Source organism: Halobaculum sp. MBLA0147 (assembly GCF_041361345.1).
Classification (GTDB): Archaea; Halobacteriota; Halobacteria; order Halobacteriales; family Haloferacaceae; genus JAHENP01.
In genome coordinates this window covers 1,336,132-1,361,448 of record NZ_JBGKAD010000001.1, presented here as the reverse complement: position 1 = coordinate 1,361,448, position 25,317 = coordinate 1,336,132, and the positions used below count along the sequence as shown (strand labels likewise).

The following is a 25,317-nucleotide window of genomic DNA, read 5'->3' as shown; positions in this document are numbered from 1 at the left end:
AGTTCCACCCTCGGTGCAGACAGTTCCGCGTCGGACCCAGTCCAGCGGTCCGCGTCGGATCCAGTCCAGCGGTCCGCGTCGGACCCAGTCCAGCGGTCCGCGTCGGACCCAGTCGTCCAGTCCAGTGTTCTGCGTCGAGTCCAGTCGTCTGGTCCGGCGGTCCGAGTCAGGTCCAGTCGTCCAGTCCGGTCTGGGTGAGGGCGTCCTCGATGCGGTCGAACCCCGCGTCGACCTCGTCGGCCGCGACGCCCCACTCCGCGACGACGTACTCGCGGGCGGCGTCCACGTCCGGCGTCACCGACGTGTCGACGGACACGTCCGCGACGGGCGGGTCGCGGAAGAACGAGCGGACGCGGTCGGCGTTCGCGACCTCGGCGTCCTCGGCACGCAACGCGCCGAAGAGGTCGCCGTGTTCGCGGACCAGCTTCACCGCGGTCTTCGGCCCGACGCCGGAGACGCCCTCGTTGAAGTCCGTCCCGCACAGCATCGCCACGTCGATCAGCTGTTCGCGGGTGATCTCGTGGCGGTCCAGCGTCGCGGCGAGGTCCATCAGTTCCGGGTCGCCAGAGGAGGTGAGCTGCCGGAGCGTGCACGGGCCGCCGAACAGCAACACGTCGTAGTCCTCGCTCCCGACGTAGTCGGCAGTGCCGGTCGCGTTCATGTGGGCCGCCTGTGCCTCCCCCTCGGCGGGTGCTTCGACGACCGGCACGTCGAGCAGTCGGAGCAGTTCGCGCGAGGTCTCCTGGATCGTGTCGGTGAGCCGCTGTGTCTGGGCGTCGAGCCGCGCGGCCTCGACGGCGTCACCGCGCGCTTCGGCCGCTTCCTTCCGTTCCTCGGCGGCCTCGCGCTGCTCGCGGCGGCGCTCGACCTCGTCGGCCTTGAGGTCCGTGACACCACCGTCGAAGACGAACACCGGCGTGAGGTCGTGTTCGAAGAACTTCGGCACCCCCTGGACGATGCCGATCAGGTTCGCGACCTCCCTCCCGTCGGCGGTGGTGTACGCCTCGTCGGCGGTGAACCGGACGGTGGTCGTCAGGTACCGGTACAGCCAGTTGTGCGCGTCGACCGCCACCACCCCGGACACGTCGTCGAACGACACGTCCTCGATGACCGCCACGTCGCGGAGGTCTGCGTTTCCCATCGGCCGTCGTTGGAGCGTACGACACTTCAACCGTCGCGGTTCGCGGGCGTCGTGGCGCCGACAGTCGCGGGTCGCGGGCGTCGTGGGTCGAGTCCTGTCTAGTACTCCGAGTATCGTTCACGAGAACGAGTCAGTGGGGGTTATTACTGTGGAGCGTACACTCACGACGAGTTCAGAGTACTACACGTGTCTCGGAGACTACTCTCGCTGTTGGTCGTCGCGGTCGTGATAATCGGGAGTGTCGGTGCCGTCGCGGTCGACGGGAACGTCGCCGAGGCCAGTGTTCCTGCTGGTGGCGGCGGGTCGGCGGTCGTCGGTGGTGGCGAGCCGCCGGGCGACCCCGTCGACCGGAGTCGTCGTGCCGACGTGGGTACGGGCGTCGGGTGGGTGTCGACACCACACTACGTACGGGAGCCGACGTGAGTACGGGAGCCGACGCGAGTACGGGTGCCGACGTGCGACCTGCGAGGGCGGTCGCGGACACGACGGCACCGACGATCTCGAACTTCGTCGTCACGGAGGTCGCCGACGACACGATCGAGGTCAGCTTCGAGAGTGACGAGCAGTTGACGGACGTTCTCGTGGTCGTCGACGACGACGAGGGGTTCTACACGTCGCTGAACGAAGGTACGTTCACCGAGACGGATCTGGGCGGCAGCTACGAGTACGTCGGAACGTTCACACCCGCGACGGACACGACGTACGTCGCGGAACTCGGGGAGGCGAAAGACGCTGCGGGGAACGACGGCGCCGACGGGACGACGATCAGAGACCAACTCACCCGCGACACCACGCCGCCGGTGCTCACACAGTCGAACCTCACGCTGTCGGACGCGACGGACGGCGACGGCGACGTGACCGACGGCGACTCGGTGCGGGTTGAGGCGACGGGTGTCGTGGACCGGACCTCGACCGTCGAGAACGTCACCGCCGACCTGTCGGCGTTCGGCGGGTCGGGGAACGCGACGCTGTCGAACACCGGCGGTGACACGTACGCGACGACCGTCACCGTCGACGCCGCGGCGGCCGACTCGGACGGGAGCTACGCCGTCTCGGTCTACGCGAACGACACGGACACACCGACGAACCTCGCGAGCGCGACCAGCGGCGGGTCGCTCCGACTCGACACCACGCCGCCGTCGCTGTCGAATCTCGTGTTGGAGAACGCCACGGGGGTGGATCCAGTCGGTGACGGGGACACGGTGCGTGTCGCGGCCGACGTGACGGACACCGGCGTCGGCGTCGACACCGTCACTGCCGACCTGTCGGCGTTCGGTGCCGGCACCGACGTGGCACTCACCGACGGGAACACCGACGGCACCTACGACGCGACCGTCACCGTCGACGAGTCACAGGCGAACGCCGACGGGAGTTACACCGTCGGCGTGACGGCCGCCGACACGCTCGGCACCGAGGGGACGGCGACGACCGGGAGCCTGGCGTTGAACACGGAGCCGGACATCTCTGGGTTCTCGCTGACGAACGTCTCGACTCCAGACGCACAGAGCGTCGAACTCTCCGTCGACAGCTCCGAGCAGCTCGGCTCGATCGAGGTCCAGGTGACCGGACCGGACGGCCAGACGGTCTCGGAGGGGGTCTTCACGGAGAGCGGGACGGGACCGTACACGTACACGGCGACCGTCGAGTTGACGGCGGACGGTGACTACACCGCGACGCTCCAGACCGCCGCCGACACGAGCGGCCTGACGAAGGACGGTGCGGCGGGTGAGACGAGTAGCACCACCGTCGACACCACGCCACCGGCGGTCGATCCGGAACCGATCGCGGAGACGGAGGTCGTCGGCGGGTCGGAGACGGACGCGACGGACGGTGTCGTCGGTGACGGCGACGAACTGCGCGTGGCGGTCGCGCCGACCGACGCCACGAGCGGCGTCGACTCCGGCGCGGTGACGGCGGACCTCTCGGGCGTGCTCGGGACGGGCAACGACGCCGTCACGCTCACCGACGGTGACACCGACGGGACCTACGACAGGACGGTGACGGTCGACGGCGACGCCGCCGGCGTGAGCGACGGGGCGGTGACGATCACGGCGACGGTCGCGGACACCGAGGGTGTGACGAACACGACGACGGTCGGGACGGTCACCGTCGACACGACGGCGCCGTCGCTCTCGGGCGTCTCCGTGACCGACGAAGACGCCGACGGCACCGTGGTGGTCGGGGAGAACGTCACCGTCGAAGCGACCGTGACGGACGGCGGCGCGGGTGTCGGGCGCGTCACGGCGGACCTCTCGACGTACGGACTCGGGACGAGGACGCTGTCGAACGTCGGCGGAGACACGTACCGGGTGAACCTGTCGGCGACGGCGAGCGGGACCGACGGTGCGACGAGCGTGAGCCTGACCGGGACGGACGCGACCGGAAACGCGAACGGCGACGCCCAGACCGGCCCGGCCTTCGACGGTGGGCCGCCGGCGTTCGTCGGCGCCGCGACGGCCGCCGACGCGATCGGGGTCTCGGACGAGTCCGGCGGCGACGGGGTCGTCGGCGACGGCGACCAGATCCGTGTGGCCGTCGAACTCGCGGACACGGCCGGCGTGTCGTCGGTCACAGCGAACCTCTCGGCGTTCGGCGCCGGATCGGCAGTGTCACTCGACGACGGAGACGGCGACGACACCTACGACGGTACCGTCACGGTCGACCGCACACAGGCGGCGTCGGACGGCGACTACGCCGTCGACGTGACCGCGACGGACACGGAGGGACAGACACGCGAGGTGACGAGTACGGCGACGTTGAGTCTCGACTCCACGCGCCCGACGATCTCCGGACTCCGGCTCGTCGACGCGACCGACGGCGACGGTGCGGTGAAGCCGGGCGACGAGGTGCTCGTCGAGGTCGCGGCCGCCGACGCGACGAGTACGATCGACGTGACCGCCGACCTCGGGGCGTACGGACTCGGGAGTAGCGTCGGACTGACGGTCGACTCGGCCGACGGGAACTACACGACGACGGAGACGGTCGGCGCGAGTGCGACGGCGGGCGACCGGTCGGTGACGGTCACCGTTGAGGACGCGGAGACGAACACGCGGACGGACACCACCGGGACATTGCTGGTCGACGCGACCGCACCCAGCGTCACCGGCGTGACGGTCGACGACGGTGTCGACGCCGGGACACCCGACGACGGAATCGTGGCTGCCGGCGACAGTGTCACGCTCACCGCCACGGTGACGGACGGAGGCAGCGGCGTCGCGACGGGCGGGGTGACACTCGCCGGGTCCACCACGGCCGCACTCGGTGTCGGGAGTGTCACGCTCACCGACGGCAACGACGACGACACCTACGAGGCGACGGTCGACGTGGGGTCGAACGCCGAGCCGACGGACGGCTCGGTGGCGGTGAACGTCACCGCCGGGGACGTGGCCGACAACGTCGGCTCGGACGACAGTCGGACGCTGACGGTCGACGCCACGGCACCGACGGTGGCGAACGTGACAGTCGTCGACGCGCGGAACGCGGACGGCGTCGTGACCGACGGCGACGACGTGCGCGTCCGGGCGAACGTCACCGACACACCGCCTGGGACCGCCGTCGACACGGTGACCGTCGACCTCTCCGGCCTCGGACTCGGTGGCGCAGTGTCGTTGTCGCCACAGGGAGGAACCGAGTACGCGACCACGACACAGCCCGTCGACGGCGACGCCGGCGGCGCGAGCGACGGTGCGGTGACGGTGGGAGTGACGGCGACGGACGGTGCCGCGAACGCGGCGACGAACGACTCGGTGACGGTGACACTCGACACCGTCCCGCCGACGGTGTCGGGCGTGACGGTCACGAGCGGCGACGGCGCCGACGCGACCGTGCGCGACGGCGAGACCGTCACCGTCGCGGCAGACCTGGACGGCACCGGTTCGGCCGTCGAGAGCGTCGACGCGGACCTCTCTGCCCTCGGTGCGGGGACCGTCTCGCTGACCGACGACGACGAGGACGGGACGTACCAGACGACCGCGACGGTGGACGCGGCGACGGCCGCGAGTGACGGCTCGGTGACGGTGGACGTGACTGGAACCGACGCCGCGCGACTGAGTGGGACAGACGGGGCAGACGTGACGCTCGACACGACGGACCCGGCGGTCCAGTCGGTGACACTGACGGAGAGTGACACGGTCGGAGACGACGACACGCTCCGCGGAGGCGAGACGCTCACTCTCACCGTCGAGGCGACGGACACGACGGCCGGACTCGACGCGAGTGCGGTGACGGCGGACCTGTCACCACTCGGCGGCGCGAGCGAGGCGACACTCTCTCCCGTCGGCGGCCAGCCGGACACCTACCGGACGAGTGTCACGGTCTCCGACTCCGGCGCCACGGAGGGCGACGTGACACTCGCCGTCACCGTCGCAGACGGCGCGAACAACACCGCGAGTCGGACACCGACGGTGACGGTCGACACCACACCCCCGACGGTCGGAGCGGTGACGCTCACCGACGGCGACACCGACGGGGACGTGACCGACGGCGAGAGCCTGACGGTGACTGCGAGCCCGTCCGACCCCGGCGGGGACGCGACTGGGGTGGCTCCCACGACCGTGACGGCGACCCTCTCCGGGCTGCTCGGTGCCGGACACGACGCCGTGACACTCACCGACGGCGACACCGACGGGACGTACCAGACGACCGTCACGGTCGACGCGGACGCGACCGGCGTGACCGACGGGTCGGTGTCGGTGGCCGTCGCCGCGAGCGACCGGGCGAACAACACCGCCACCGCCGCGTCGACGACCACGCTCGACGCGACACCGCCGACGGTCGCGAGCGTCTCCGTGACGGCCGTCGACGGCGACACGGTCGTCGGGGGGACCGAGGCCGTGGCGAGTGACGGCGAGCGAGTGACTGTCGCCGTCGACGCGACCGACGCGACCGCGGGACTGGCGTCGGACGCGGTCACGGCGGACCTCTCGGGGCTGAACGGCACCGCCGACGTGCCCCTCACCGACGGTGACGGCGACGACGTGTACGACACCACCGTCACGGTCGACACGGGTGTCGGAGCGGTCTCGGCCGGCAGCACCGCAGTCGACGTGACCGTCACCGACCGCGAGGGACTGACGAGGACCGCGACCGGCGTCGTGACCGTCGACACGGCGCCCCCACGTGTTCGACGGGCGACCGTCGCCGACACCGGCGACGGCGACCCCGCAGACGACGACGGCACCGCAGGAGACGGCTTCCTCGCGGGCGACGAGTCCGTGCGTGTCGCGGTGAACGCCACGGACGCGCTCGCCGGAGCACCCGGGACGGCAGTCGGCGGCGTGGCGAGTGTGACGGCGGACCTCTCGCCGTTCGGCGGTGACGCCGCCGTCGACCTCTCCGACGGCGACGGCGACGGGGTGTACGACGCGACCGCCTCCGTCGACACGTCCGCGCCGGGTGTGAGCGACGGCACGAGGACCGTCGACGTGACCGTGACCGACGCGACGGGGACGACGACGACCACGGCGACCGACGGCGATCTGACGCTCGACACGACACGCCCGACCGTGTCGGACGTACGCGTCCGCGACGCGACGGACGCCGACGGCACCGTCACCGGCGGCGACACGGTACGGGTGACTGCGACCGTGACGGACGCGACGGCCGGGTTACCGGCACCGAGTGCACCGACGGACGCCGTGACGGCCGATCTCGCCGCCGTCGGCGCCGGGACGGTCGTCCTCTCGGACCCGGACGGCGACGACGTGTACGTCGGCACTGCGACGGTCGACGCGAGTGCGGCGGGCACCGACGGCGCCGTCGCCGGGAGCGTCACCGTCGCCGCGACGGATCGGTCGGGGCAGCGCCGGACCGCGACCCCACCGGCGAGCGAGACGCTGGCACTCGACACGACGGGCCCGGCGGTCTCGGGCCTCCAGTTGACCGACGAGACGGACGCGGACGGGCGTGTCGGGGCGAACGACACCGTGCGGATCCGTGCGCGACTGTCGGACCAGACGGCGGTCGTGTCGCCGACGGCGACGGTCGACGGACTCGGTGTCGGGACGGTCGCGTTGTCGGACCCGGACGGCGACGACGTGTACGTCGGCACCGCGACGGTCGACGCGAGTGTCGCCGACAGTGAGGGGACGTACCCCGTCACACTCACCGTCGCAGACGGGGTCGGCCACACGACGACCGCGGGTGGGACCGGTGGGCCGACGCTCGTCCTCGACACTGCCCCGACGGTGACGCGAGTGAACGCGACGAACACGGACGGACGAGAGATCACGGTCCGCGTGTCGGTCGACGAACGAGTCGACACGGGCAGCGGTGACCTCGTCGTGGAGGTCGTCGGCCCGTCCGCGACGACGTTACGACTCGACGACTTCGGCAGGACCGACGCGACGGTCGCAGCGCCGTTCGAGTACGTCGCGACCTGGGAGGCGCCCTCCGACGGCGACTACGTCGCCAGAGTCCTCACCGCCGCCGACGCCGAGGGGACCGACGGGGCGACCGGCACCGTCGACGCCGTCGGGGTCGGCGACGGCAACGCGTCGAACGACCCGGTCGTGCAGCCGATCGTGGTCAGACCGTCGACCGGCGGCGACGACACGAACGAGGAGTCGTCGACGGACGGTGCGACGGAGACGGAGACGAACGGGAGCGACTCGGTGTCGAACGCGACGAGCGTCGCCAACGCGACCGTCCGTACCGAGACCGTGACGACCGAACGGACGTTCGTCGACGACGGCGCCGACGTGCGCGTCGACCCGTCGAACGCGTCGACGGTCGACGTGCGCGTCACGCAGGCTCGCCGCGGACAACGGGTCACCGCGCCCGTCGGTGCCGGCACGAACGAGACGATCTTCGTCGAGTCCGTCGGCCTGTCGGTGAACGACACCGCGTACGGCCTCCGGACGACCGTCTCTCCGACGCCCCCCGCGGCGCTCACCGCGGTGAACACGTCCGCCGGGGACGGGACCACCGCGAGTGGTGCCGCGACTACCACGCCGGATGGCTCGAACGACACGAGCGCGACCACCACCGCGAACCGCACGAACCAGACCGAGACGGGAGACACGACGACCGGTGACGACGCGACGACTGGCGACGCGCCGACGGGTGGCGCCACGGACGACGACCGGACGACCGGGCGGGTGCTCGGCTACCTCAACGTCCGACACGCGGTGCCCGACGACCAGATCGGCTCCGTCGGGTTCCAGTTCTCCGTCACGGCCGAACGCCTGCGGGCGGCCGGGGTGGCACCCGACGACGTACGACTGTTCCGCTTCCACGACGGCGAGTGGGTCGCACTGGCGACCGCACACGTCGGTCGAGACGCGGGTCGTCACCGCTTCCGAGCCGTCTCGCCGGGGCTCTCGGTGTTCGCCGTCGGGACCGACACGGGCCGGGCACGTGTCACCGCGACCAGTCTGAACCGCAGTCGCGTCGCGACCGGCGAGCCCGTGGCGCTGTCCGTCACCCTCGCGAACGACGGCGTCGCCGAGGCACGCCGGACGCTCCGGCTCCGTGTCGACGGCGCCACCGTCGCTGTCCGGAGCGTGATCGTCGCTGGCGGTGAGACTCGGACGGTGTCGTTCCGGCGGCAGTTCGGTGCCCCCGGCGACCGCCGCCTCGCACTCGGCGAGACGGTCGTCGGCACGGTGACGGTCGAGTCGACCGCGACGCCGACACCGTCTCCGACCCCGACCCCGACGCCGAGTCCGACACCGACTGTCACTGCGACGCCGACTCGCACGCCGTCCCCGACGGCGACCACGACGGCGTCGCCGACTGCGACCACGACACCGACACCCGAGTGGCTCGACGGCGGGGCGACGAACGCGCTCGTGGTGCTGTTGACCGGCGTACTGCTCGTCGTCGGCGGTCTGTACTACCGCGAACGCCGACGCTGACCGGTGTCGTGGGTGACTGTCACTGCGGGACGGTCTCTCGACCCGTCGGACGATCGGTGTGACGAGCCCGTCGGCGGCGCCGCGCGGTCACTACGAGTGGTCGTCGGCGGCCGTGTCGTCCTCGACCGCGTCGATCGTCGGGAACAACCCGTCCACGTCCACGTCTGCCTCGGTGTCGACGAGTTCGTACCGACGGCCGTCGCGCTCGGCGACGCCGTGGGCCGCGAGGTGGTCGAGGTGTGCGTACGCCTCGCCGGGGCCGTGGAGGATGTGGATCGCCGCGAGGTCGCCGAACAACTCTGCGGACACCTCCCACGGTGTCGACGGCCCGAGCGTCGCGAGCGCGTCGACGACGTTCCGCGTGCGGTCGCGGTGGTGTTCCAGGATCGTCGCCGCGCGCTCGACGGGGTCGGTGATCGGGTCGCGGTGGCCCGGGAACGCGACGACCGGCGCTCGCGCGGCGAGGCGGACGAGACTGTCGGCGTACGCCGCCAGCGGCCCCTCGACGCGCACGTCCGCGCCGCCGACGTTCGGGGTGTACACCGGGAGAATCGCGTCGCCGACGAACAGCGCCTCGCCGTCGGGCGGCTCGCCGGTGGCTCCGTCGTCGCGTGACGCCGCTGCGAGGTCGTTGCCGTCGTCGCCGTCCGCGCGCCACGCGTCAGCGTCGTCGCCGGTGGTCGCGCGCAACTCTGCCAACGAGGTCGCGTAGGCGGTCAACCCGGCGGCGTGACCGGGGAGGTGGACCGCCTCCAGCTCGACACCGGCGGCGGAGACCGTGTCGCCGTCGGTCAGCGGCGTCACGTCCACGTCCTCGCCGGCCAGATCGAGGTGTGCGGCGACGAAGTCGGCCAGTTCTGCGCGCGGCTCTTCGGGGACGCCCCACTCGCGGAGCGTCTCCTCGCGGGCCGCCGCGGCGTCCAACGGCGAGGTCTCCGTCCCGGCGATCAGCGGCGCGTCCGCCTCGTGGGCGTAGACGGTCGCGCCCGAGCGCCGCTGGATCTCCCCCGCCAGTCCGGCGTGGTCGTGGTGCCAGTGGGTGAGGACGACGGCGTCCACGTCCGCCAGCGTGCGGTCGAGCGTCGCCAACCCGTCTTCGAGGTCACTCCGGACGGTGTCCATCGCCGCGCCGGCGTCGACCAGTACCGTCTCCGTCCCGTCGTCGAGGACGTACACGTCGTTCTCGCCCTCGAACTCCTCGTTGTGGAGCCGAATCCGCTTCACACCCGGAGTGGACGACGCCGAGAGAAGAGCGTTCCCATCCCGCCGTGACGTGTCAGTCGGTCGACTCACCCGTCACCACACGCGGTACGGGCGGTCACCGCACACGGTACGGGTCGTCACCGGCGAGGAACCGTCCCAGATCGGACTCGCGACGGTAGTCCGTCGCCTGCAACTCTCGCAGTGCCGTGACGAGCCGGTCGTCGTCGCCCGCGTCCCACTCGCGGGGGTCACGCACGGGGAAGACGAGCCACCCTGCGCCGCGGATCTCCTCGCCGTGGAGCGCGGCCATGTCGTACTCCGTCTTGTGTGCCTGTGCGGTGTACGTCTCCAACACGTAGCGTGTCGCCCGCTCGCCGACCGGCAAGAGCACGTGGGCGGTGATCGCGCGGATCTCCGTGTCGACGAACCGTTCGGTGTCCGCGTACTCGGCGGCGGTCGGCTCCGCGTCGTCCGGGACACAGAGGTGCCGGTACGAGAGGTAGGTGCCGGCCACGTCCGGCTCGTCGCCGGTCGTCTCCAGCAGCCCCGCACGGCGGAGTGCGGTCTGGAACCGCTCGGACGCCACCGTCTCCGTGAACGGGACGCCCGTCTCGACCCCGCCGTGTGCCTTCGGGTGGTCGCCGACGACGTGGAAGTCCGCGTTCGCGTCGCCGTACCCCGGGACGAACCGCTCGCAGTCCGGCGCGAACCCGAAGGGGTTCGACACCCTGTCCGTGACCGTCTGCACGCCCCCGGGTTACCGACCGGGGGTGTTGCCCGTTTCGATTCGTCGTGTCGTCTCGGTGATCGTGTTCAGATAAGGGTGGGTCGTCGGGTGAGACTACCACTCAGGAAGCCCCGAGTGGCTCGCGGTCGCTCGGCGACATATCGCGCCTCTCGGCACCACTCGGCGCGATAGGGGTCGCCGAGACGACTAAAGTGCACGCGAGCCCCTCTACGGGAGAGCGGAGCTCTCCCGAGCTCACGGCGGCGTAGCCGCCGTGACCGCCCCTTCCAGTCCCGCCCGAATCTGCCCCGCACAACGCCTCACCCTCCCCAGCCTCGTCGCTCGCTGCGCTCGCTCCTCCCTCGCGCGGCTCACGGGTCGCTCCGCTCCCCGTTCGCAGCCGAGGCGCTCGTTTCACTCGCGCCTCGCACGCGCCACCCGCAAACATCGAATTATATAAGTGATACTGTTCCAGAACTGACACAGACGAAGTGGAAGCGCGTCTCGCTCCCTAGAACCGGTCGCTGCGACCCGAGGCAGCCCACTCGTCGTCGGGCGCGCCGTCGGGGACGCGTCCCGCCGGACGACCGATGCCCTCCAAGCGACCGGCGAACCGCCAGCGCTCGCCGTCCCAGCCGGTGTCGGCGTCCTCGCTCGCCGCGGCCGCTGCCGCCGCCGCGGCGACCTGATCGCGGAGGTGGGCCCCCACGACGGCCGTGATCGCCGCCGCCTCGTCCGCGGTGGCGTCGCCCGGCACGTCGAGTGCCGCCGCCAACTCCTGCGGGTCGACGACCGACGCCCCGTCCGCAGTCCCCCCGTCGTCGTCGCCGGCTGTAGCCGCCCCGTCGTCACCGCCGGCTGCGGCCGACCCGTCGTCGCCGACCGTCGCCGCGGCGTCGCCGTCGTCTCGGTGGTCGGCCATCGTCAGATCGGGATGTTGCCGTGTTTCTTGTCCGGCTGCTCGTCGCGCTTGCTCGCGAGCATCGACAGGTCGTCGATCAGTCGCGGGCGCGTCTCCGTCGGCTCGATCACGTCGTCTAAGAACCCGCGGTCCGCCGCCGTGTACGGGTTCGCGAACTCCTCGCGGTACTCGTCGATCAGCTCCTGGCGCCGCCGTTCGGTGTCCTCGGCCTCCTCGAGTTCGTCGTCGTAGAGGATGTTCACCGCCCCTTTCGGCCCCATCACGGCGATCTCCGCCGTCGGCCACGCGTAGTTCACGTCGCCGCCGATGTGTTTCGACGCCATCACGTCGTAGGCACCGCCGTACGCCTTCCGCGTGATGACCGTCATCAGCGGCACCGTCGCCTCGCTGTAGGCGTACAACAGCTTCGCGCCGTGGCGGATGATCCCGTTGTGTTCCTGGTCCGTCCCGGGCATGAACCCGGGCACGTCCACGAAGGTGAGGATCGGCACGTTGAACGCGTCACAGAACCGCACGAACCGCGCCCCCTTCTGACTGGACTCGATGTCCAACGTCCCCGCGTTCACGCGCGGCTGGTTCGCGACGACGCCGATCGAGTGGCCGTCCAGTCGCGCGAACCCGGTGACGAGGTTCTTCGCGAACCCCTCGTGGGTCTCGAAGAACGACCCCTCGTCGACGACGGACGTGACCACGTTCGTCACGTCGTACGGCTTCCGCGGTTCGTCCGGGACGATCTCGTTGAGTTCCTCGTCGCGGCGCTCGGGGTCGTCCCACGGGTCGACGCGTGGCGGATCCTCGACGTTGTTCTGCGGGAGATACGAGAGCAGTCGCCGCATGTCGTCCAACAGCTCCTCCTCGCTCGGCTCCGCGAAGTGTGCGACCCCGGAGGTACTGGCGTGGGTCTGTGCGCCACCCAACTCCTCGAAGGTGACCTCCTCGCCGGTGACCGTCTCGATCACGTCCGGCCCGGTGATGAACATGTGACTCGTGTCCTGCACCATGAACACGAAGTCCGTGATCGCCGGGGAGTACACCGCGCCGCCGGCACACGGCCCCATGATCCCCGACAACTGCGGGATCACGCCCGACGCCTCCGTGTTGCGTCGGAAGATCTCCGCGAACCCGGCCAGCGAGGAGACGCCCTCCTGGATGCGGGCGCCGGCGGAGTCGTTGAGCCCGACGACCGGCGCACCCACGTCCATCGCGCGGTCCATCACCTTACACACCTTCTCGGCGAACACCTCGCCCAGCGAGCCGCCGAGGACGGTGAAGTCGTGGGCGAACACGAACACGGTCCGGCCGTTCACCTCGCCGTAGCCGGTGACGACGCCGTCGCCGTAGTACTGCTTCTCCTCCATCCCGAACGTGTGCGTTCGGTGGGTGCGGAACTGGTCGAACTCGTGGAACGTGTCGTCGTCGAGGAAGTAGTCGATCCGCTCGCGGGCGGTCATCTTCCCCTTGTCGTGTTGGGACTGGATGCGCTCCTCGCCGCCACCCTTCTCGGCCTCGCGGCGGCGCTCGCGGAGTTCCTCGATCCGGTCGTCCATCGTCACGACGACTCACCTCCTGACTGCACAGTCATCTGTTGGCAACGATTGCGACCAGCGGCGGCTAAAGCGTTCCGTGTCCGAGCGAGAGTCGTGGAGTGGACGCGGGGACGAGAGAGGACGCCGGGTGGTCGCTAGATTCCCGTTCCCATCGAGGCGCTCGTGACACTCGCGTTCGCGCGCTACCCCGGCGGCCGGTTCGTCTGTACCTCCCCTCCTCGTCCACCCGAAGAGTGTTGTCGTCTCGCGACGTGGCTCGGCGTGTGAGCGGATCAGACGACTCCGAGCGCACCCCCTACGAAGTCGTCACCGTAGACCGGCAGGGGAGGGTGACACTCCCGGAACGCGTCCGCGAGGAGTTGAACGTCGACACGACGGGGAAAGTCGTGTTCGACGTGACCGACGACGGAACCGTCGTCGTCGAGCGACTGCCGTCGGCCGAAGAGATGTGTGGGTTCGCGGCTCGGACGGGAACGGGGACGGACGAGACCCGCCGTGCGACAGAACTTCTCCGAGAGCGACGCGAGCGAGAGCGACGAACCCGCGAGCGCCGCACCCGCGAGCGCCGTCTCGGCCTCACCGACGAGTGACTACACTGCCGTCGATCCTGAGGACACGAGACCGCGACGCGGAGAGCGCCGGCCGAGCGAACCCTCTCAGTACTTCGGGTCGGCCCCGGTCACGTCGTACACGTCCTCCATCAGGGCGTCGCGGGTGTTGCGCCAGCCGGCGAAGTGTTCGGGGCTGTCCGGGTACCGACCGTAGTGGTCGATCAGGTCCTCCGCGACCCGCTTGGTCTTGTAGAACTCCCAGATCTGACTCCAGTGGCCGTAGCTCTCGTAGGCGGTCTTCAGCGCCAGCCGTGCCCCGACGGACGCCTTCCCGGAGTACAGCGCCTCCGCGAGCTTCTCGCCCGGCAGCGCCGCGAGCAGTCCCATCAGGTCGTCCACGTCGACGGCCGTCGAGAGGATGTTGTACACGTCCAAGCCGGCGTAGCGTGCGCCGAAGTGGTCCATCACGCGCTCGTTGTACGCCCAGAGGTTCGCCTCGCTCACGTCTCCCTCCGAGATCGCCGTGACGGCCTGCTCGGCCGCGTAGGTGGCGGCGTAGGCGGCGCCGGCGATCCCGCCGCCGGTCGTCGGGTTGACGTGGCCCGCCGCGTCGCCGGCCGCCAGGAACCCCGGCGCGACCGCAGAGTCGTACGGCCGCCGCGTCGGCAGCGCCGCGCCGAGTTTGTCCTTCACCTCGGCGCCAGCGAACTCCGCGCGGTCCCGCAGGTCGCGTTTCAGGTCGTCGACGAGCTTCATCGGCTCCTCCGTCATCTGGAAGCCGAGTCCGGCGTTGATCTCCGTGTCAGTCCGCGGGAAGTACCAGAGGTACCCCGCGGCACGCTCCGTCGGTTTGAACACGAGGGCGTCGTCGTACTCCACCGGCTCGGGCACCTCGACGATCTCGCGGTAGGCCGAACAGAACTGCTGGAAGGAGACGTTCGTGTCGAAGGTGGCGTCACGCAGGTCTGCCTTGTCCTGGAGGATCGACAGCGCACCCGCCCCGTCGATCACCACGTCGGCGTCGTACGTCACCACGTCGCCGTCCGACTTCCCGCGGACGCCGGTCACGGTGCCGTCGTCGGCCTGCAACACGTCCTGGACGACGGTGTCGTAGTGGAACGTCGCCCCGGCACGCTCTGCGCCCTCGATCAGCTTGCGGCCGTACTCCAGCCGGTCGATGACGGCGAGTTCCCCGGGGACGGGGATCTCGAGGGTGGTGTCCTCGGAGGGGATCTCGAAGCGGCCGTGATCGACACCGGTGTTGGTGAACGCCGACTCGATCTGGGACTTCGGGATCGCCTCGGGGAACTCGTCGGCCCCCTTGAGCGCGTCGCCGCAGGCGATGTGGCCCGCCTCGGACTCCGGTTTTCGCTCGACGACGACGGCGTCCAACCCGGCGTCGGCGACCGTCGCGGCCGCGTAACAGCCGACGGTGCCGGCGCCCACCACCGCGACGTCCGGCTCGTAGGTGGTACTCATACCACGAGAGTCGCCACCGACCCGGCAAAACTCTTGCTTCACGCGGCCGTCGGACGGCGGGTACTCGTCGAGCGGCGCGCAGTCGTCGCCGACAGTGTGGTAGCCGTCGACCGACGGACGATCGCCGCTCGATCAGAACGGTCCACACGCCACCGTCGTCCGTCCGCCGGTGACACCGATCCCGCCGTCGGTGAGGACCAGCGTCGTCCAACTGTCGTTGCAGTCGAACCAGTTCCGGTCGGCGCTGCCGACGGCCAGCCGGTGGTCCCCGGTCAGGTCTCGGAGGAAGACCACGTAGCCGCCGGGCGGGAACAGGCCGACGACCAGCGTCTCGTCGGGACGGAGCCGTCGTTCGCCGAGCGGGTGTTCGCGGTCGCGCCGCGTCACGCGGACGGCGACACGTCGTGGCTCGTCGCTCCCGTTCCGGACGACCACGCGGTGTGGTGCGGCTGCGTCCTCGCCGTCACGCTCGTCGCTCTGGCCGATCTGTACGGCGTGAGCGGGGTCGCCCGGCGGGAGTTCGGGCGTGACCTCGGTGTCGCTGTCTCCCGGCGTCGGCCAGTCGTCCGGTGGGGTACCGTACCGCCCCGACAGGGTGCTGCCGAGACACCCGCTCGTCGTCGCGAGCCCTGCGATGCCGGCGAGTCCGACGAGTGTCTGCCGACGGGTCGACCGGCGGCCAGTCGAAGACAGTTCGTCGCTCACGGTCGACCAGCCCGAGTGGCTCCGTGGTGTGTCTTGTGGGCCGTCCCGCCCGCGTGTCCGTCTACACCCCGGTTTCTCGACTCCTCGGTCGAGACACCGCTCGCTCCGACCACCACCTTCACCTCGGTCCCCGCCCGAGCGAGTGTATGCTCGTCGTCGTCGCCGACACACACGGTACGGACGGCCACAGACTCGCCGGGCGGACGCTGGAGGCGGTCGAGCGCGCGGACGCGGTCGTCCACGCGGGCGACTTCTACACGGAGTCGGTGTTGGACGCCTTCGAGTCTGTCGCGTCACGACTGTACGGGGTCACCGGCAACAACGACGACGCGGCCGTGCGCGACCGCCTGCCGGAGTCGCGGGTGGTGAGCTACGGCGGTGTCACCTTCGCCGTGCGCCACCGGTCGCGGAGCGGGCGGACCGGCCTCGCACTGTTCGGCCGCGAACGCGACGCCGACGCCGTCGTCTTCGGTCACAGCCACCGACCGACGCTGGAGACTGCCGACGACCTCGTGTTCTGTAACCCCGGCAGCCACGCGCAACCACGCGGGAACCGGCAGGCGCACGCCGAGATCGAACCGCTCGGCGACGACGCCGAAGGTGACGACACCCGTGCCGACGGTGCCGACGGCGACGGTGACGCGGCCGCGGAGAGGGCCGGTGTCGTCTGTCGGCTCGTCACCGTCGACGGCGAGGTGTTCGCCGAGACCGAAATTCGACCGGACGACTGAGCGTCGTACCGTGCTCGGTCTCCGACCGACACGGCGGTCGCTCGCGGCAGTGAACCACGAGTAGGGGGGAGCGCGGTTCCCAAGCGAACGGTGTGGAGTGGAGGGCCGAAGCGTCTCGGGAACCGTACTCCCACGTACTGTCCCCCCACGTAAGTAGTCGGTGTACGCTCAAACGGCCGTTTGAGTCACGCGAGTAGGACGGAACCGAGTCGACCGAGTCGGCATCGACCGCGGTGTGACCCGTCTCGCCGACGAGTCACCGGTCACTCGCGTCGCCGGGCGACGGCGACGACGGCGAGAGACGCCACCACCGCGAGCAGCCCACCCGCGAAGAGCAGGGCACCCGGCGACTGTCCGAGTTGCGCGAGCAAGCCCGGATCGGCGGCGCCCCGCGCGACCGTCTCGCTGGCCACGTCGGCGGAGGTGGTGACCGCCGTCTCGCCGCCGTCTGCACCCCCACTCTGTGCGGCGAACGACGGGGCGAACGGCCCGTCCAACAGGACTTCGGCGGCGACGGCCGCGAGCGCGACGGGGACGAGCCCACCGAGCAGCCGCTTCACCGCGCCGACCAGCCCCTGCGTCTCGGACTCGCGTCCCGCGACGACCACCAGCGCGCGGTCCGCGGGTGCGTACACGTCCATCTCGCGACCCTTCTCGGAGTAGGTCGTGTCGGCCACCTCGATCAGCCCCGCGTCGTGGAGCGTCCCGAGGTGGTGTTGGGCGTTCTGCAGCGTCGTGTCGACGCGGTCGGCGAGGTCACTCGCGGGGCCGGGTCGCTCGTGGAGTTGTGCGAGAATCCGTCGTGCCGTGTCGGCCGACAGCGCCGACAGCACCTCGTCGGCCGCCTCGCCGTCGACGGTGACCACTCTGGGGTCGCCCGCGGGCGTGTCCTCGACCTCCGGCTCCGAACCCAGCAGGTCGGCCATCGTCGTCCGTGTGGTCGGTCGAAGGTAGTAAGTCTTCAGGGCGTCGGCGGCCGCCGGCGTGTCGCCTCGGCGGTAGACGCTCGCCGTCACAGAGGTATCTCGCCGAGCGATGGCGGTTCGGCAAGCGACACACCGGTTACTCGAACGACAGCCGCTCGCGACGGGCGCGGCTCACCGCGCGGTGGGTTCGATGTCGTCGCCGACGGCGTCCATCACCTGCACGGCGGCACTCGCCGCCAGCCCCTTCGCGACCTCCTCGCGGTCGTCGTCGTCGAGCCCCGCGGCGAGGTCGTCGATACTCGGAGAGAAGCCGGCGGAGACGGCGCGCCCGACCGGCGGTCGGACGGCGACGGTCGCCTGCGGGCCGTCGTGGCCGTAGTTCAACTCCGAGCCGACGGTGTAGCCGTCCGGCAGGTACGACTCCGTCCGGGTGACGATGTTCGCCACCGCCTCGCGGAGCGTGTCTTTCTGGTCCGACGTGAGGTCCACTTCCTCCGGCTGCCCGGCGTCGACCACGCCCGGCGGCCCCGCGTAGGGGTTGTTGCCGTTCATCGAGAGTCGGTCGTGGTACGGCTCACCGGTGGATAAACCCGTCGTCCCCTGCAACCGATTCACACACCCTGACGAGACTCCGACACCGTTCGTGTCGTCTCCGCGACACGTGCCGTCGAACCCGACGTGGCCGATCGTCGTCGACGCGACACGTGTCGTCAGATCTGTCTCGTGCGGTCGTCGTCAGACCTGTCGCGTGCGGTCGTCGTCACCGCCGACGCGGGTCGCGATCGGCTCGGCACCGCCGTACGCCGCCACGACGACGGCTGCGACGTGGGCGTCCGGCTCCGTGGCCGCGGTCGCCAGCGTCACCGTCCGCTCCGGTACGTCCCAGTCGCGCAACCCGCCGCCGGCCTCGAGGCCGCGGACGATCCGATCGCGAACTGCCGCGGGGTCGTCGCCGGTCGCCTCGTAGAACAGTCCCGGGCCCGGTCCGGTCGCCCACCCGAGGCCGGCGACGAGGTCCGGCTCGGTCGGCGTCGGTGTGTCGGCGACCGTCGTCTCGGCGGTGCCGCTCGACGCGTCGTGCTCTTCGGCCCCGTTCGTCACGACTCGCTCGGTGATCCCACCCGCGCCGCGTGGTGCCGCCGGTCGCTCGGGGTCGAGCGTCCCGGTCGGCGCGGCGGTCGTCGTCGCTCGGACGACCGTGAGGCGGCCACCCGCCGGTCCCAGGTCGGGGGCGCGGTCGACGACGCGGACGGTCCCGTCGGCCGGGACGACCGAGGAGACGGTGACGAGGTTGTAGTCACCGACACCCGCGTCGGCGAGGGCGGCGTCGAACGCCGACAGCTCCGTCGGTCCGTGGCCGACACCCGCCGCGACGTGAATCTCCATACCGAGACGTGACGACAGAACAGAAAGTGACTGTCGGTCGGAGCCCGTACCGTGTCGACAGTCCGTGTCGTGCCGGCAGTGCGCGTCGACAGTCCGTGTCGTGCCGGCAGCCCGTGTCGCGTCGTCAGTACTGGTACGGTCGCAGTTCGTCCGCCAGCGGCCCCTCGTCGTCGTCCTCGACCTTCTCGCGGGCGTCCTCGAAGTCCGCCTGCCGCACCTCCGAGCGGTCGTCGCGGATGGCGAACATCCCCGCCTCCGTAGTCAGGGCGTTGATGTCCGCACCGGAGTAGTCGTCCAACTCGGCGGCGATCTCCGCGAAGTCCACGTCGTCGGCGACGTTCATGTCGCGGGTGTGGATCGAGAGGATCTGTTCGCGTCCCTCCTGGCCCGGCTTCGGTACCTCGATGAGGCGGTCGAACCGCCCCGGGCGGAGGATCGCCTCGTCGAGCATGTCGAACCGGTTCGTCGCGGCGATGATCCGCACCTCGCCGCGGTCCTCGAACCCGTCCATCTCCGAGAGCAGTTGCATCATCGTCCGCTGGACCTCCGCGTCCCCGGAGGTCTTCGAGTCCGTCCGCTTGGCGGCGACGGCGTCGATCTCGTCGATGAAGATGACGGCCGGCTCCCGCTCGGCGGCCAACTCGAAGAGGTCACGCACGAGCCGTGCGCCCTCCCCGATGAACTTCCGGACGAGCTCCGAGCCGGCCATCTTGATGAACGTCGCGTCCGTCTCGTTGGCGACGGCCTTCGCCAGCATCGTCTTCCCGGTGCCCGGCGGGCCGTGCAACAGCACGCCGCTCGGAGGTTCGACACCCACCTCGCGGAACTGATCGGCGTTGACGAGCGGGTCCTCGACGGCCTCGCGGACCTCGCGGACCTGCTCGTCGATGCCGCCGATGTCGTCGTAGACGACCTCCGGCGACCCGTCGACCTCCATCGCCTGTGCGCGGGCGTCCGTCTCGTCGTCCAGCGTCGTCTGGATCGAGAAGGAGTCGTTGATCGCCACGCGGTCGCCGGCCTCCAACTCCTCGGCGAGGCTCGGCGACACCTCGGTCAACACCTCCTGGTTGTTGCCGTGCTGTTTGATGACGACACCCTCCTCGGCGAGCTCCTCGACGGTCGCGACGTACAACGAGGAGGTCTTCAGCGCCTCGTTGCGCCGCTTGAGCGTGTCGACCTCCTCGCGGAGGTCCGACCGCCGCTGCTCGGCGTCCGACAGCCGCTCGTCGAGTTCCTCGTTCACCTGGACGATCCGTGTGAAGTGTTTCCGCATCGCGTTCAACCGCTCGCGTTCGCTCATCTCCGGATCGAGATCCAGACGAGGGCGTTCCGGGAGAGAGGGGCTCCGTGACATGAAGTACGCCGACCTTTCGGGGCCGCCGGTAATGTGGCTTTGGGTCGCGGGAACTCGCGCGGGCACTCCCGACTTCGGCGACACCGGTCGACCGGCGGTATCACTCCCGAGAACCGAGGGGACGCGCTTATCAGTGTGGGCGTGGTACCATTTGACATGGCAGCGCACGCCAGGGACGGCTCCGCGACCGACACGCCGACGGCGTCGACGGCCCGGTCGGTCGTCGCGGCGGCGGTGGACGGGACGGTCACCGACACGGAGTGGTGGGCACACCGACTCGTCGGTGCGGACGAGCGATCGCTCACCGTCTTCCGCGTCGAAGTCACCGGCGCGGCTCACGACGCCTACTTCGCCGTCGTGGGCACCCACGACGAGGCGGTGTACCCCGCCGCCGAGTTCGACGCCGTCGCCGAGCTGGTGGCGACCTACCGCGGCGACACGGACGCCGCCCGGCGGTAGGCGTCTCTCGGCGTGGCGTAGAGAGGCCTCTGCCGTCGTGTCGAGAGATCGTCGGCGTGGCGTAGAGAGGCCTTCGCCGTCGTGTCGAGAGGCTCCGGTGTCGCGTCGAGAATTCCTCGGCGTCGTGTCGAGAGACCCGGCGTCGCGCCGAGAAGTCGTCTGGATCGAGACCGGACGGAGAGGGTTCGCCGCCGGGTCGCTACAGCTCCAGCAGGTCCTCGCTCCGGTCGAGGAACTCGCGGTAGACGTCGATGGCGGACTCCACCGGTTCGGGCGAGGTGAGGTCGACGCCGGCGATCTCCAGCACCTCCAGCGGGTACGCGCTCCCGCCGGCTTCGAGTGCGCGCCGGTAGTCGGCCGCGGCGGACTCCCCGTCCTCGCGGATCGACTCCACGATGGCGGCGGCCGCCGAGATCCCGGTCGCGTACTGGTAGACGTAGAAGTCGTAGTAGAAGTGCGGGATGCGCATCCACTCGCGGCGGATCAGGTCGTCGACGTTCGCGGCCTCCGTCGCGTAGAACGTCTCCTTCACGTCGCCGTAGATCTCGTCGAACGTGTCCGGCGTCAGCGGCTCGTCGCGCTCGGCGCGCTCGTGGATCCGCTGTTCGAAGTCCGCGAACATCGTCTGCCGGAACAGCGTCGACCGGAACCGTTCGAGGTACTGGTCGATGGCGTGGGCACGCAGTTCCTCGTCGTCGACGTTCTCCAGCAGGTGGTGCGTCAGCAGTGTCTCGTTGACCGTCGAGGCCACCTCGGCGACGAAGATCTCGTAGTCGGCGTACTGCCACGGCTGGCTCTCGTTGGCCAACTCCGAGTGCATCGAGTGACCCAACTCGTGGGCCAGCGTGTACAGCGAGGAGACGTCGTCCTGGTAGTTCATCATGATGAACGGCTGGGTGTCGTACGTCCCCGCGGAGTACGCGCCCGACCGCTTCCCACGGTTCTCGTAGACGTCGACCCACCGCGACTCCAGCCCCTCGGCCATCCGCGACTGGTAGGCCTCACCCAGCGGCTCGACGGCGTCGATCACCAACTCCTTGGCCCGCTCGTAGGGCACCTCCGGACTCTCGTCGCCCGTCATCGACATGTACACGTCCCACATCTCCAACTGGTCGACGTCCAGCGCGCGCCGCTTGAGTTCCGCGTGGCGCCCCAGGGCGTCGACGTTGTCGTGGACGGAGTCCAACAGCGTGTCGTACACCTCGACGGGGACGTTCGGCCCGTCGAGCGCGGCCGCACGCGCGGAGTCGTACCCACGAATGTCGGCCGTCTTGACGTGCGTCTTCACCGTCTTCGACAGCGTGGTGCCGACGGTGTTGCGCACGTCGCCCCACTCCTCGTAGAACTCGTCGTAGACGGTCTGGCGGAACTGCCGGTCGGGCTTCTGCAGCAGCGACGTGAAGTTGCTCTGGGAGATCTCAACGTCGTCGCCGTCCGGCCCTTCGACGGTGGGGAACGTCATGTCCGCGTTCGTCAGCATCGAGTACGTCTCGCTGGCGGCGTCGAGCACCTCCCCCAACTCCGAGAGAATCTCCTCGATCTCCGCCGAGCGCGTGTGCTCGCGCTGGCGGCGCACGTCGTCGAAGTAGTGCTCGTACTCGGCGAGAGCGGGCTCCTCGTCGACGAACGCCGCGAGGGTGTCGTCGTCGAGCGCCTGCAGCTCCGGTTCGAGGTAGCTGGCGGCGCTGGACGCCTCCGTCGCCAGCGACTGGGCCTTCGCCGTCATCGCCTGGTACGTCTGATCGCGCGTGTCCTCGTTCGCGCGGAGTTGCGCGTACTGGACGACCCGGGCGATCTCCCGAGAGATCTCCTCGCGCGTCTCCAGCAGTTCGCGCAGCGTGGCGGCGCTCTCGTCGACCCGGCCCTCGTAGGCACGCAGGTCGTCGAGCCGCTCCGAGACCGCCTCGAAGGACTCCTCCCACGCCTCGTCGTCCGCGAACATAGACTCGATACTCCACTTGTACTCCTCGTCGATCTCCGAACGCTCGGGGACGCTGCTCACGTACGGAGGCTGGGGAACCGCGGTCGTAAGCCTTGTCGTGCCCGACGGTTCGGCCGCAACGTCGTCGGGGCCGAGTTGCGTCCCCTGTGGTGGGACGCGGCCCCGAGGTGTTTTGCCGCTCCGTCTCTCGGTAGTGGTATGAGTGAGACGGCGGTGACGGCGGGATCGGCGGGCGACCACGGGTTCGGGCTGGAACTCGTCTTGGACAGCTTCGACGTGCCTGCGTTCGCACTCGACGCGGAGAGTCGCGTCGTCGGATGGGGGCCGGAGATCGGCGAGTTGCTCGGCGCGGACCGGGAGACGGTGTTCGGCGAGCCCGGACTGGGCGACGCGATCTACGACACGGACCAGCGGAGTCTGACGCTCGCGGAGAAGGTGGTCCGCGAGCCGCGGCGTGCCGCGACGGCGTACGACGGCGTCGCAGAGGCGGACCCGGAGTACGCCCTGCTGGCGGGCGAGCACGTCTACGAGGACACGAGCGTCGTCGACGGCCGCGAGATCTGGTTCGTCGCGACGCCGGTGTTCGACGGCGACGAGCTGGTCGGCGTGATCGAGATTGTCCAGGACCGCCGCGAGTCCGCGCGGTTCCGGGCGGAGTTGGACGCGATGTTCGAGGCGGTCGGCGAGACGCTGGCGGCCTACGAGACGGGCCAGTTCGACACGACCGTCGCCTTCGACACGACGGACACGCTGTTGGACGACGAGTTGACCGAGATCGTCGACGACGTTGAGGGGGTCGGCGCCGCCGTCGGCGACCACCTCGCCGAGGTCCGCGCGGAGGTACAGGAGCTCCGCGAGACGGCGACGGAGGTGGCCGAGCGTGCGAGCGACATCGACGACACGACGGCCGACCAGGCCGAGAGTATGCGGACGGTCGCCGACGAGGTAGCGACGCTGTCGGCGACCGTCGAGGAGGTGGCGTCGACGGCCGACGGGGTCGCGAGCACCAGCGCGGAGGCGGCCGACCTCGCCGACGAGGGTGAGACGGCCGCCGCCGAGGCCCTAGAGACGATGGAGTCGGTCGCGGACGCCGCCACGGAGGTGACGACGGACGTGGAACGACTGGAGTCGCGCGTCGGCGAGATCGACGAGGTGGTCGAGGTGATCGACGACATCGCGGATCAGACGAACATGTTGGCGCTCAACGCCTCCATCGAGGCGGCTCGCGCGGGGGAGGCCGGCGAGGGGTTCGCAGTCGTCGCCGACGAGGTGAAGAGTCTCGCCGAGGAGTCCCAGCGGCAGGCCGCCCGGATCGAGGAGACGGTCGGCGAGATTCAGGCGGAGACGGACGCGACCGTCGAGAACCTCGCGGAGACGACCGAACGTATCGAGATAGGGATCGAACGGGTCGACGAGGCGCTCGAACGGTTCGACGAGATCGTCGGCGCCGTCGAGGAGGCGGCCGACGGGATCCGCGAGGTGTCGCGCGCGACGGACGACCAGGCGGCGTCGACGGAGGAGATCTCCGCGATGGTCGACGAGGCGGTGGAGTTGGCCGGGACGATCTCGGAGTCCGTCGAGGCGGTCGCGACGACCGCCCGCCGACAGACCGGGATGGTCGAGGAGTTGGACGACTCCGTGCGGTCGCTGTCCGGCGACACACACGGCGAGGTGTAGGCGAGCGGCGTCGGATTGGGTCCGGCGAGTCCGTCTCGGTGGATCGAGACTACCGGGTCGTGTCCGTCGGATCGGCTTCGACGAGCCGAGTCCGCTATCGGGCCCGGCAGATCTCCAAGAAGTTCTCGAAGACGGCCTCACCCTCCGCGGTGTGAGCCACCTCGGGGTGCCACTGGACGCCGTAGAGCCCGCGCTCGGGGTCGCTCATCGCCTCGACGCCACACACGTCGCTCGTCGCGGTGTGGGTGAACCCGTCCGGGAGCTGTTTCACCTCGTCGGCGTGGCTGGCCCACGTCCGCGTCTCCGGCGCCAACGAGCCGATCAGCGGGTCGTCGTCGTCGAGCACGGAGACGGTCACGTCGGCGTAGCCGCCGTAGTCGCCGCTCCCGACGGTCCCGCCCAACTCGGCGGCCATCGCCTGCATCCCGAGACAGATTCCCAACACGGGCACGTCCATCTCCAGGTACTCCTCGCAGCGACCGACCCGGTCCATCGAGGGACCACCGGAGAGGACGAGTCCGTCGGCGTCGATCTCGCTCGGCGGCGTGTCGTTGTCGAGGATCGCCGTGTCGACGCCCGCGTCCCGCAGCGCCCGCTTCTCCAAGTGTGTGAACTGGCCGTGGTTGTCGATCACCACGATCCGAAGGTCCGTCATGGCGGCTCGTAGTCGGGAGGCGTACAAGAGCGGTTCGGGACGGACTCGTGGGTGAC

The 25,317-nt window shown here is 70.2% G+C and carries 19 protein-coding genes; 6 read left to right on the top strand and 13 right to left on the bottom strand.

All coding sequences use genetic code 11. From position 1 onward, the window contains the following. Positions 1–166: 166 nt before the first annotated feature. Positions 167–1,141, bottom strand: a complete 975-nt coding sequence (gene fen, locus RYH80_RS06495; protein ID WP_370903035.1) for a flap endonuclease-1 — start codon at positions 1,139–1,141, stop codon at positions 167–169. A 186-nt stretch (positions 1,142–1,327) separates the two neighbouring features. Here fen and RYH80_RS06490 point away from each other — a divergent pair, with 186 nt between their 5' ends. Both RYH80_RS06490 and RYH80_RS06485 read left to right on the top strand, forming a co-directional pair. Further along, positions 1,328–1,564: a hypothetical protein gene (locus RYH80_RS06490; RefSeq protein WP_370903034.1), complete on the top strand. Its 237-nt coding sequence runs from the start codon at positions 1,328–1,330 to the stop codon at positions 1,562–1,564. Next, positions 1,561–8,997, top strand: a complete 7,437-nt coding sequence (locus RYH80_RS06485; protein WP_370903033.1) for a PGF-pre-PGF domain-containing protein — start codon at positions 1,561–1,563, stop codon at positions 8,995–8,997. Before RYH80_RS06490 ends, RYH80_RS06485 begins: the two co-directional genes overlap by 4 nt. A gap of 90 nt (positions 8,998–9,087) precedes the next feature. On the opposite strand, the gene RYH80_RS06480 is transcribed toward RYH80_RS06485, so the two are convergent. The 4 genes from RYH80_RS06480 to RYH80_RS06465 all read right to left on the bottom strand — a co-directional run bounded on the left by RYH80_RS06480 (position 9,088) and on the right by RYH80_RS06465 (position 13,396). Next, entirely contained in the window at positions 9,088–10,221 is a 1,134-nt protein-coding gene (locus RYH80_RS06480; RefSeq protein WP_370903032.1) for an MBL fold metallo-hydrolase, read from the bottom strand. Positions 10,222–10,315: 94 nt separating this feature from the next. Continuing rightward, positions 10,316–10,948 carry a uracil-DNA glycosylase family protein gene (locus RYH80_RS06475; protein WP_370903031.1) on the bottom strand — a complete coding sequence of 211 codons (633 nt, stop codon included), beginning with the start codon at positions 10,946–10,948 and terminating at the stop codon, positions 10,316–10,318. Positions 10,949–11,438: 490 nt separating this feature from the next. After that, positions 11,439–11,702, bottom strand: coding sequence for a DUF8022 family protein (locus RYH80_RS06470; RefSeq protein WP_370904670.1), 264 nt, complete (start codon positions 11,700–11,702; stop codon positions 11,439–11,441). 149 nt (positions 11,703–11,851) lie between these two features. Continuing rightward, positions 11,852–13,396, bottom strand: coding sequence for an acyl-CoA carboxylase subunit beta (locus tag RYH80_RS06465; RefSeq protein WP_370904669.1), 1,545 nt, complete (start codon positions 13,394–13,396; stop codon positions 11,852–11,854). 263 nt (positions 13,397–13,659) lie between these two features. On the opposite strand from RYH80_RS06465, the gene RYH80_RS06460 reads away from it, so the two are divergent. Then, the gene (locus RYH80_RS06460; protein ID WP_370903030.1) at positions 13,660–13,986 is read left to right on the top strand and encodes an AbrB/MazE/SpoVT family DNA-binding domain-containing protein; all 327 of its coding nucleotides are present in this window, start codon (positions 13,660–13,662) and stop codon (positions 13,984–13,986) included. A gap of 66 nt (positions 13,987–14,052) precedes the next feature. On the opposite strand, the gene RYH80_RS06455 is transcribed toward RYH80_RS06460, so the two are convergent. Together RYH80_RS06455 and RYH80_RS06450 are read right to left on the bottom strand one after the other, a co-directional pair. Next, positions 14,053–15,426: a geranylgeranyl reductase family protein gene (locus tag RYH80_RS06455; protein ID WP_370903029.1), complete on the bottom strand. Its 1,374-nt coding sequence runs from the start codon at positions 15,424–15,426 to the stop codon at positions 14,053–14,055. Between the two features lie 132 nt (positions 15,427–15,558). Beyond that, positions 15,559–16,131: a hypothetical protein gene (locus tag RYH80_RS06450; RefSeq protein ID WP_370903028.1), complete on the bottom strand. Its 573-nt coding sequence runs from the start codon at positions 16,129–16,131 to the stop codon at positions 15,559–15,561. Positions 16,132–16,277: 146 nt separating this feature from the next. On the opposite strand from RYH80_RS06450, the gene RYH80_RS06445 reads away from it, so the two are divergent. Further along, complete coding sequence (locus RYH80_RS06445) at positions 16,278–16,862, top strand: metallophosphoesterase (RefSeq protein ID WP_370903027.1); 585 nt, start codon at positions 16,278–16,280, stop codon at positions 16,860–16,862. A gap of 263 nt (positions 16,863–17,125) precedes the next feature. Here the strand turns inward: RYH80_RS06445 and RYH80_RS06440 are convergent, their stop codons facing one another. The 4 genes from RYH80_RS06440 to pan2 form a co-directional block, all read right to left on the bottom strand. Beyond that, on the bottom strand, positions 17,126–17,878 hold the full coding sequence (locus RYH80_RS06440; protein ID WP_370903026.1) for an ArsR/SmtB family transcription factor: 753 nt from the start codon (positions 17,876–17,878) through the stop codon (positions 17,126–17,128). An 81-nt stretch (positions 17,879–17,959) separates the two neighbouring features. Continuing rightward, a complete protein-coding gene (locus RYH80_RS06435; protein WP_370904668.1) occupies positions 17,960–18,340 on the bottom strand; it encodes a DUF5811 family protein in 381 nt (126 codons plus the stop codon). Between the two features lie 183 nt (positions 18,341–18,523). Then, positions 18,524–19,174: a pyruvoyl-dependent arginine decarboxylase gene (locus RYH80_RS06430; protein WP_370903025.1), complete on the bottom strand. Its 651-nt coding sequence runs from the start codon at positions 19,172–19,174 to the stop codon at positions 18,524–18,526. Positions 19,175–19,298: 124 nt separating this feature from the next. Next, entirely contained in the window at positions 19,299–20,528 is a 1,230-nt protein-coding gene (gene pan2, locus RYH80_RS06425; RefSeq protein WP_370903024.1) for a proteasome-activating nucleotidase Pan2, read from the bottom strand. Positions 20,529–20,684: 156 nt separating this feature from the next. On the opposite strand from pan2, the gene RYH80_RS06420 reads away from it, so the two are divergent. Beyond that, a complete protein-coding gene (locus RYH80_RS06420) occupies positions 20,685–20,987 on the top strand; it encodes a hypothetical protein (RefSeq protein ID WP_370903023.1) in 303 nt (100 codons plus the stop codon). A 199-nt stretch (positions 20,988–21,186) separates the two neighbouring features. On the opposite strand, the gene pepF is transcribed toward RYH80_RS06420, so the two are convergent. Next, entirely contained in the window at positions 21,187–22,989 is a 1,803-nt protein-coding gene (gene pepF / locus RYH80_RS06415; protein WP_370903022.1) for an oligoendopeptidase F, read from the bottom strand. 138 nt (positions 22,990–23,127) lie between these two features. On the opposite strand from pepF, the gene RYH80_RS06410 reads away from it, so the two are divergent. After that, the gene (locus tag RYH80_RS06410; protein ID WP_370903021.1) at positions 23,128–24,606 is read left to right on the top strand and encodes a methyl-accepting chemotaxis protein; all 1,479 of its coding nucleotides are present in this window, start codon (positions 23,128–23,130) and stop codon (positions 24,604–24,606) included. Between the two features lie 94 nt (positions 24,607–24,700). Here RYH80_RS06410 and RYH80_RS06405 read toward each other — a convergent pair whose 3' ends face one another. Then, the gene (locus RYH80_RS06405) at positions 24,701–25,261 is read right to left on the bottom strand and encodes a GMP synthase subunit A (protein WP_370903019.1); all 561 of its coding nucleotides are present in this window, start codon (positions 25,259–25,261) and stop codon (positions 24,701–24,703) included. Positions 25,262–25,317 lie beyond the last annotated feature (56 nt).

What these genes read in the sequence shown, in the direction of transcription:
- RYH80_RS06455 (WP_370903029.1), bottom strand. Translation starts at nt 15,426, where the DNA reads ATGAGTACCACCTACGAGCCGGACGTCGCGGTGGTGGGCGCCGGCACC.
- RYH80_RS06405 (WP_370903019.1), bottom strand. Translation starts at nt 25,261, where the DNA reads ATGACGGACCTTCGGATCGTGGTGATCGACAACCACGGCCAGTTCACA.
- RYH80_RS06420 (WP_370903023.1), top strand. Translation starts at nt 20,685, where the DNA reads ATGGCAGCGCACGCCAGGGACGGCTCCGCGACCGACACGCCGACGGCG.
- RYH80_RS06430 (WP_370903025.1), bottom strand. Translation starts at nt 19,174, where the DNA reads ATGGAGATTCACGTCGCGGCGGGTGTCGGCCACGGACCGACGGAGCTG.
- fen (WP_370903035.1), bottom strand. Translation starts at nt 1,141, where the DNA reads ATGGGAAACGCAGACCTCCGCGACGTGGCGGTCATCGAGGACGTGTCG.
- RYH80_RS06410 (WP_370903021.1), top strand. Translation starts at nt 23,128, where the DNA reads ATGAGTGAGACGGCGGTGACGGCGGGATCGGCGGGCGACCACGGGTTC.
- RYH80_RS06465 (WP_370904669.1), bottom strand. Translation starts at nt 13,396, where the DNA reads ATGGACGACCGGATCGAGGAACTCCGCGAGCGCCGCCGCGAGGCCGAG.
- RYH80_RS06435 (WP_370904668.1), bottom strand. Translation starts at nt 18,340, where the DNA reads ATGAACGGCAACAACCCCTACGCGGGGCCGCCGGGCGTGGTCGACGCC.
- pan2 (WP_370903024.1), bottom strand. Translation starts at nt 20,528, where the DNA reads ATGTCACGGAGCCCCTCTCTCCCGGAACGCCCTCGTCTGGATCTCGAT.
- RYH80_RS06445 (WP_370903027.1), top strand. Translation starts at nt 16,278, where the DNA reads ATGCTCGTCGTCGTCGCCGACACACACGGTACGGACGGCCACAGACTC.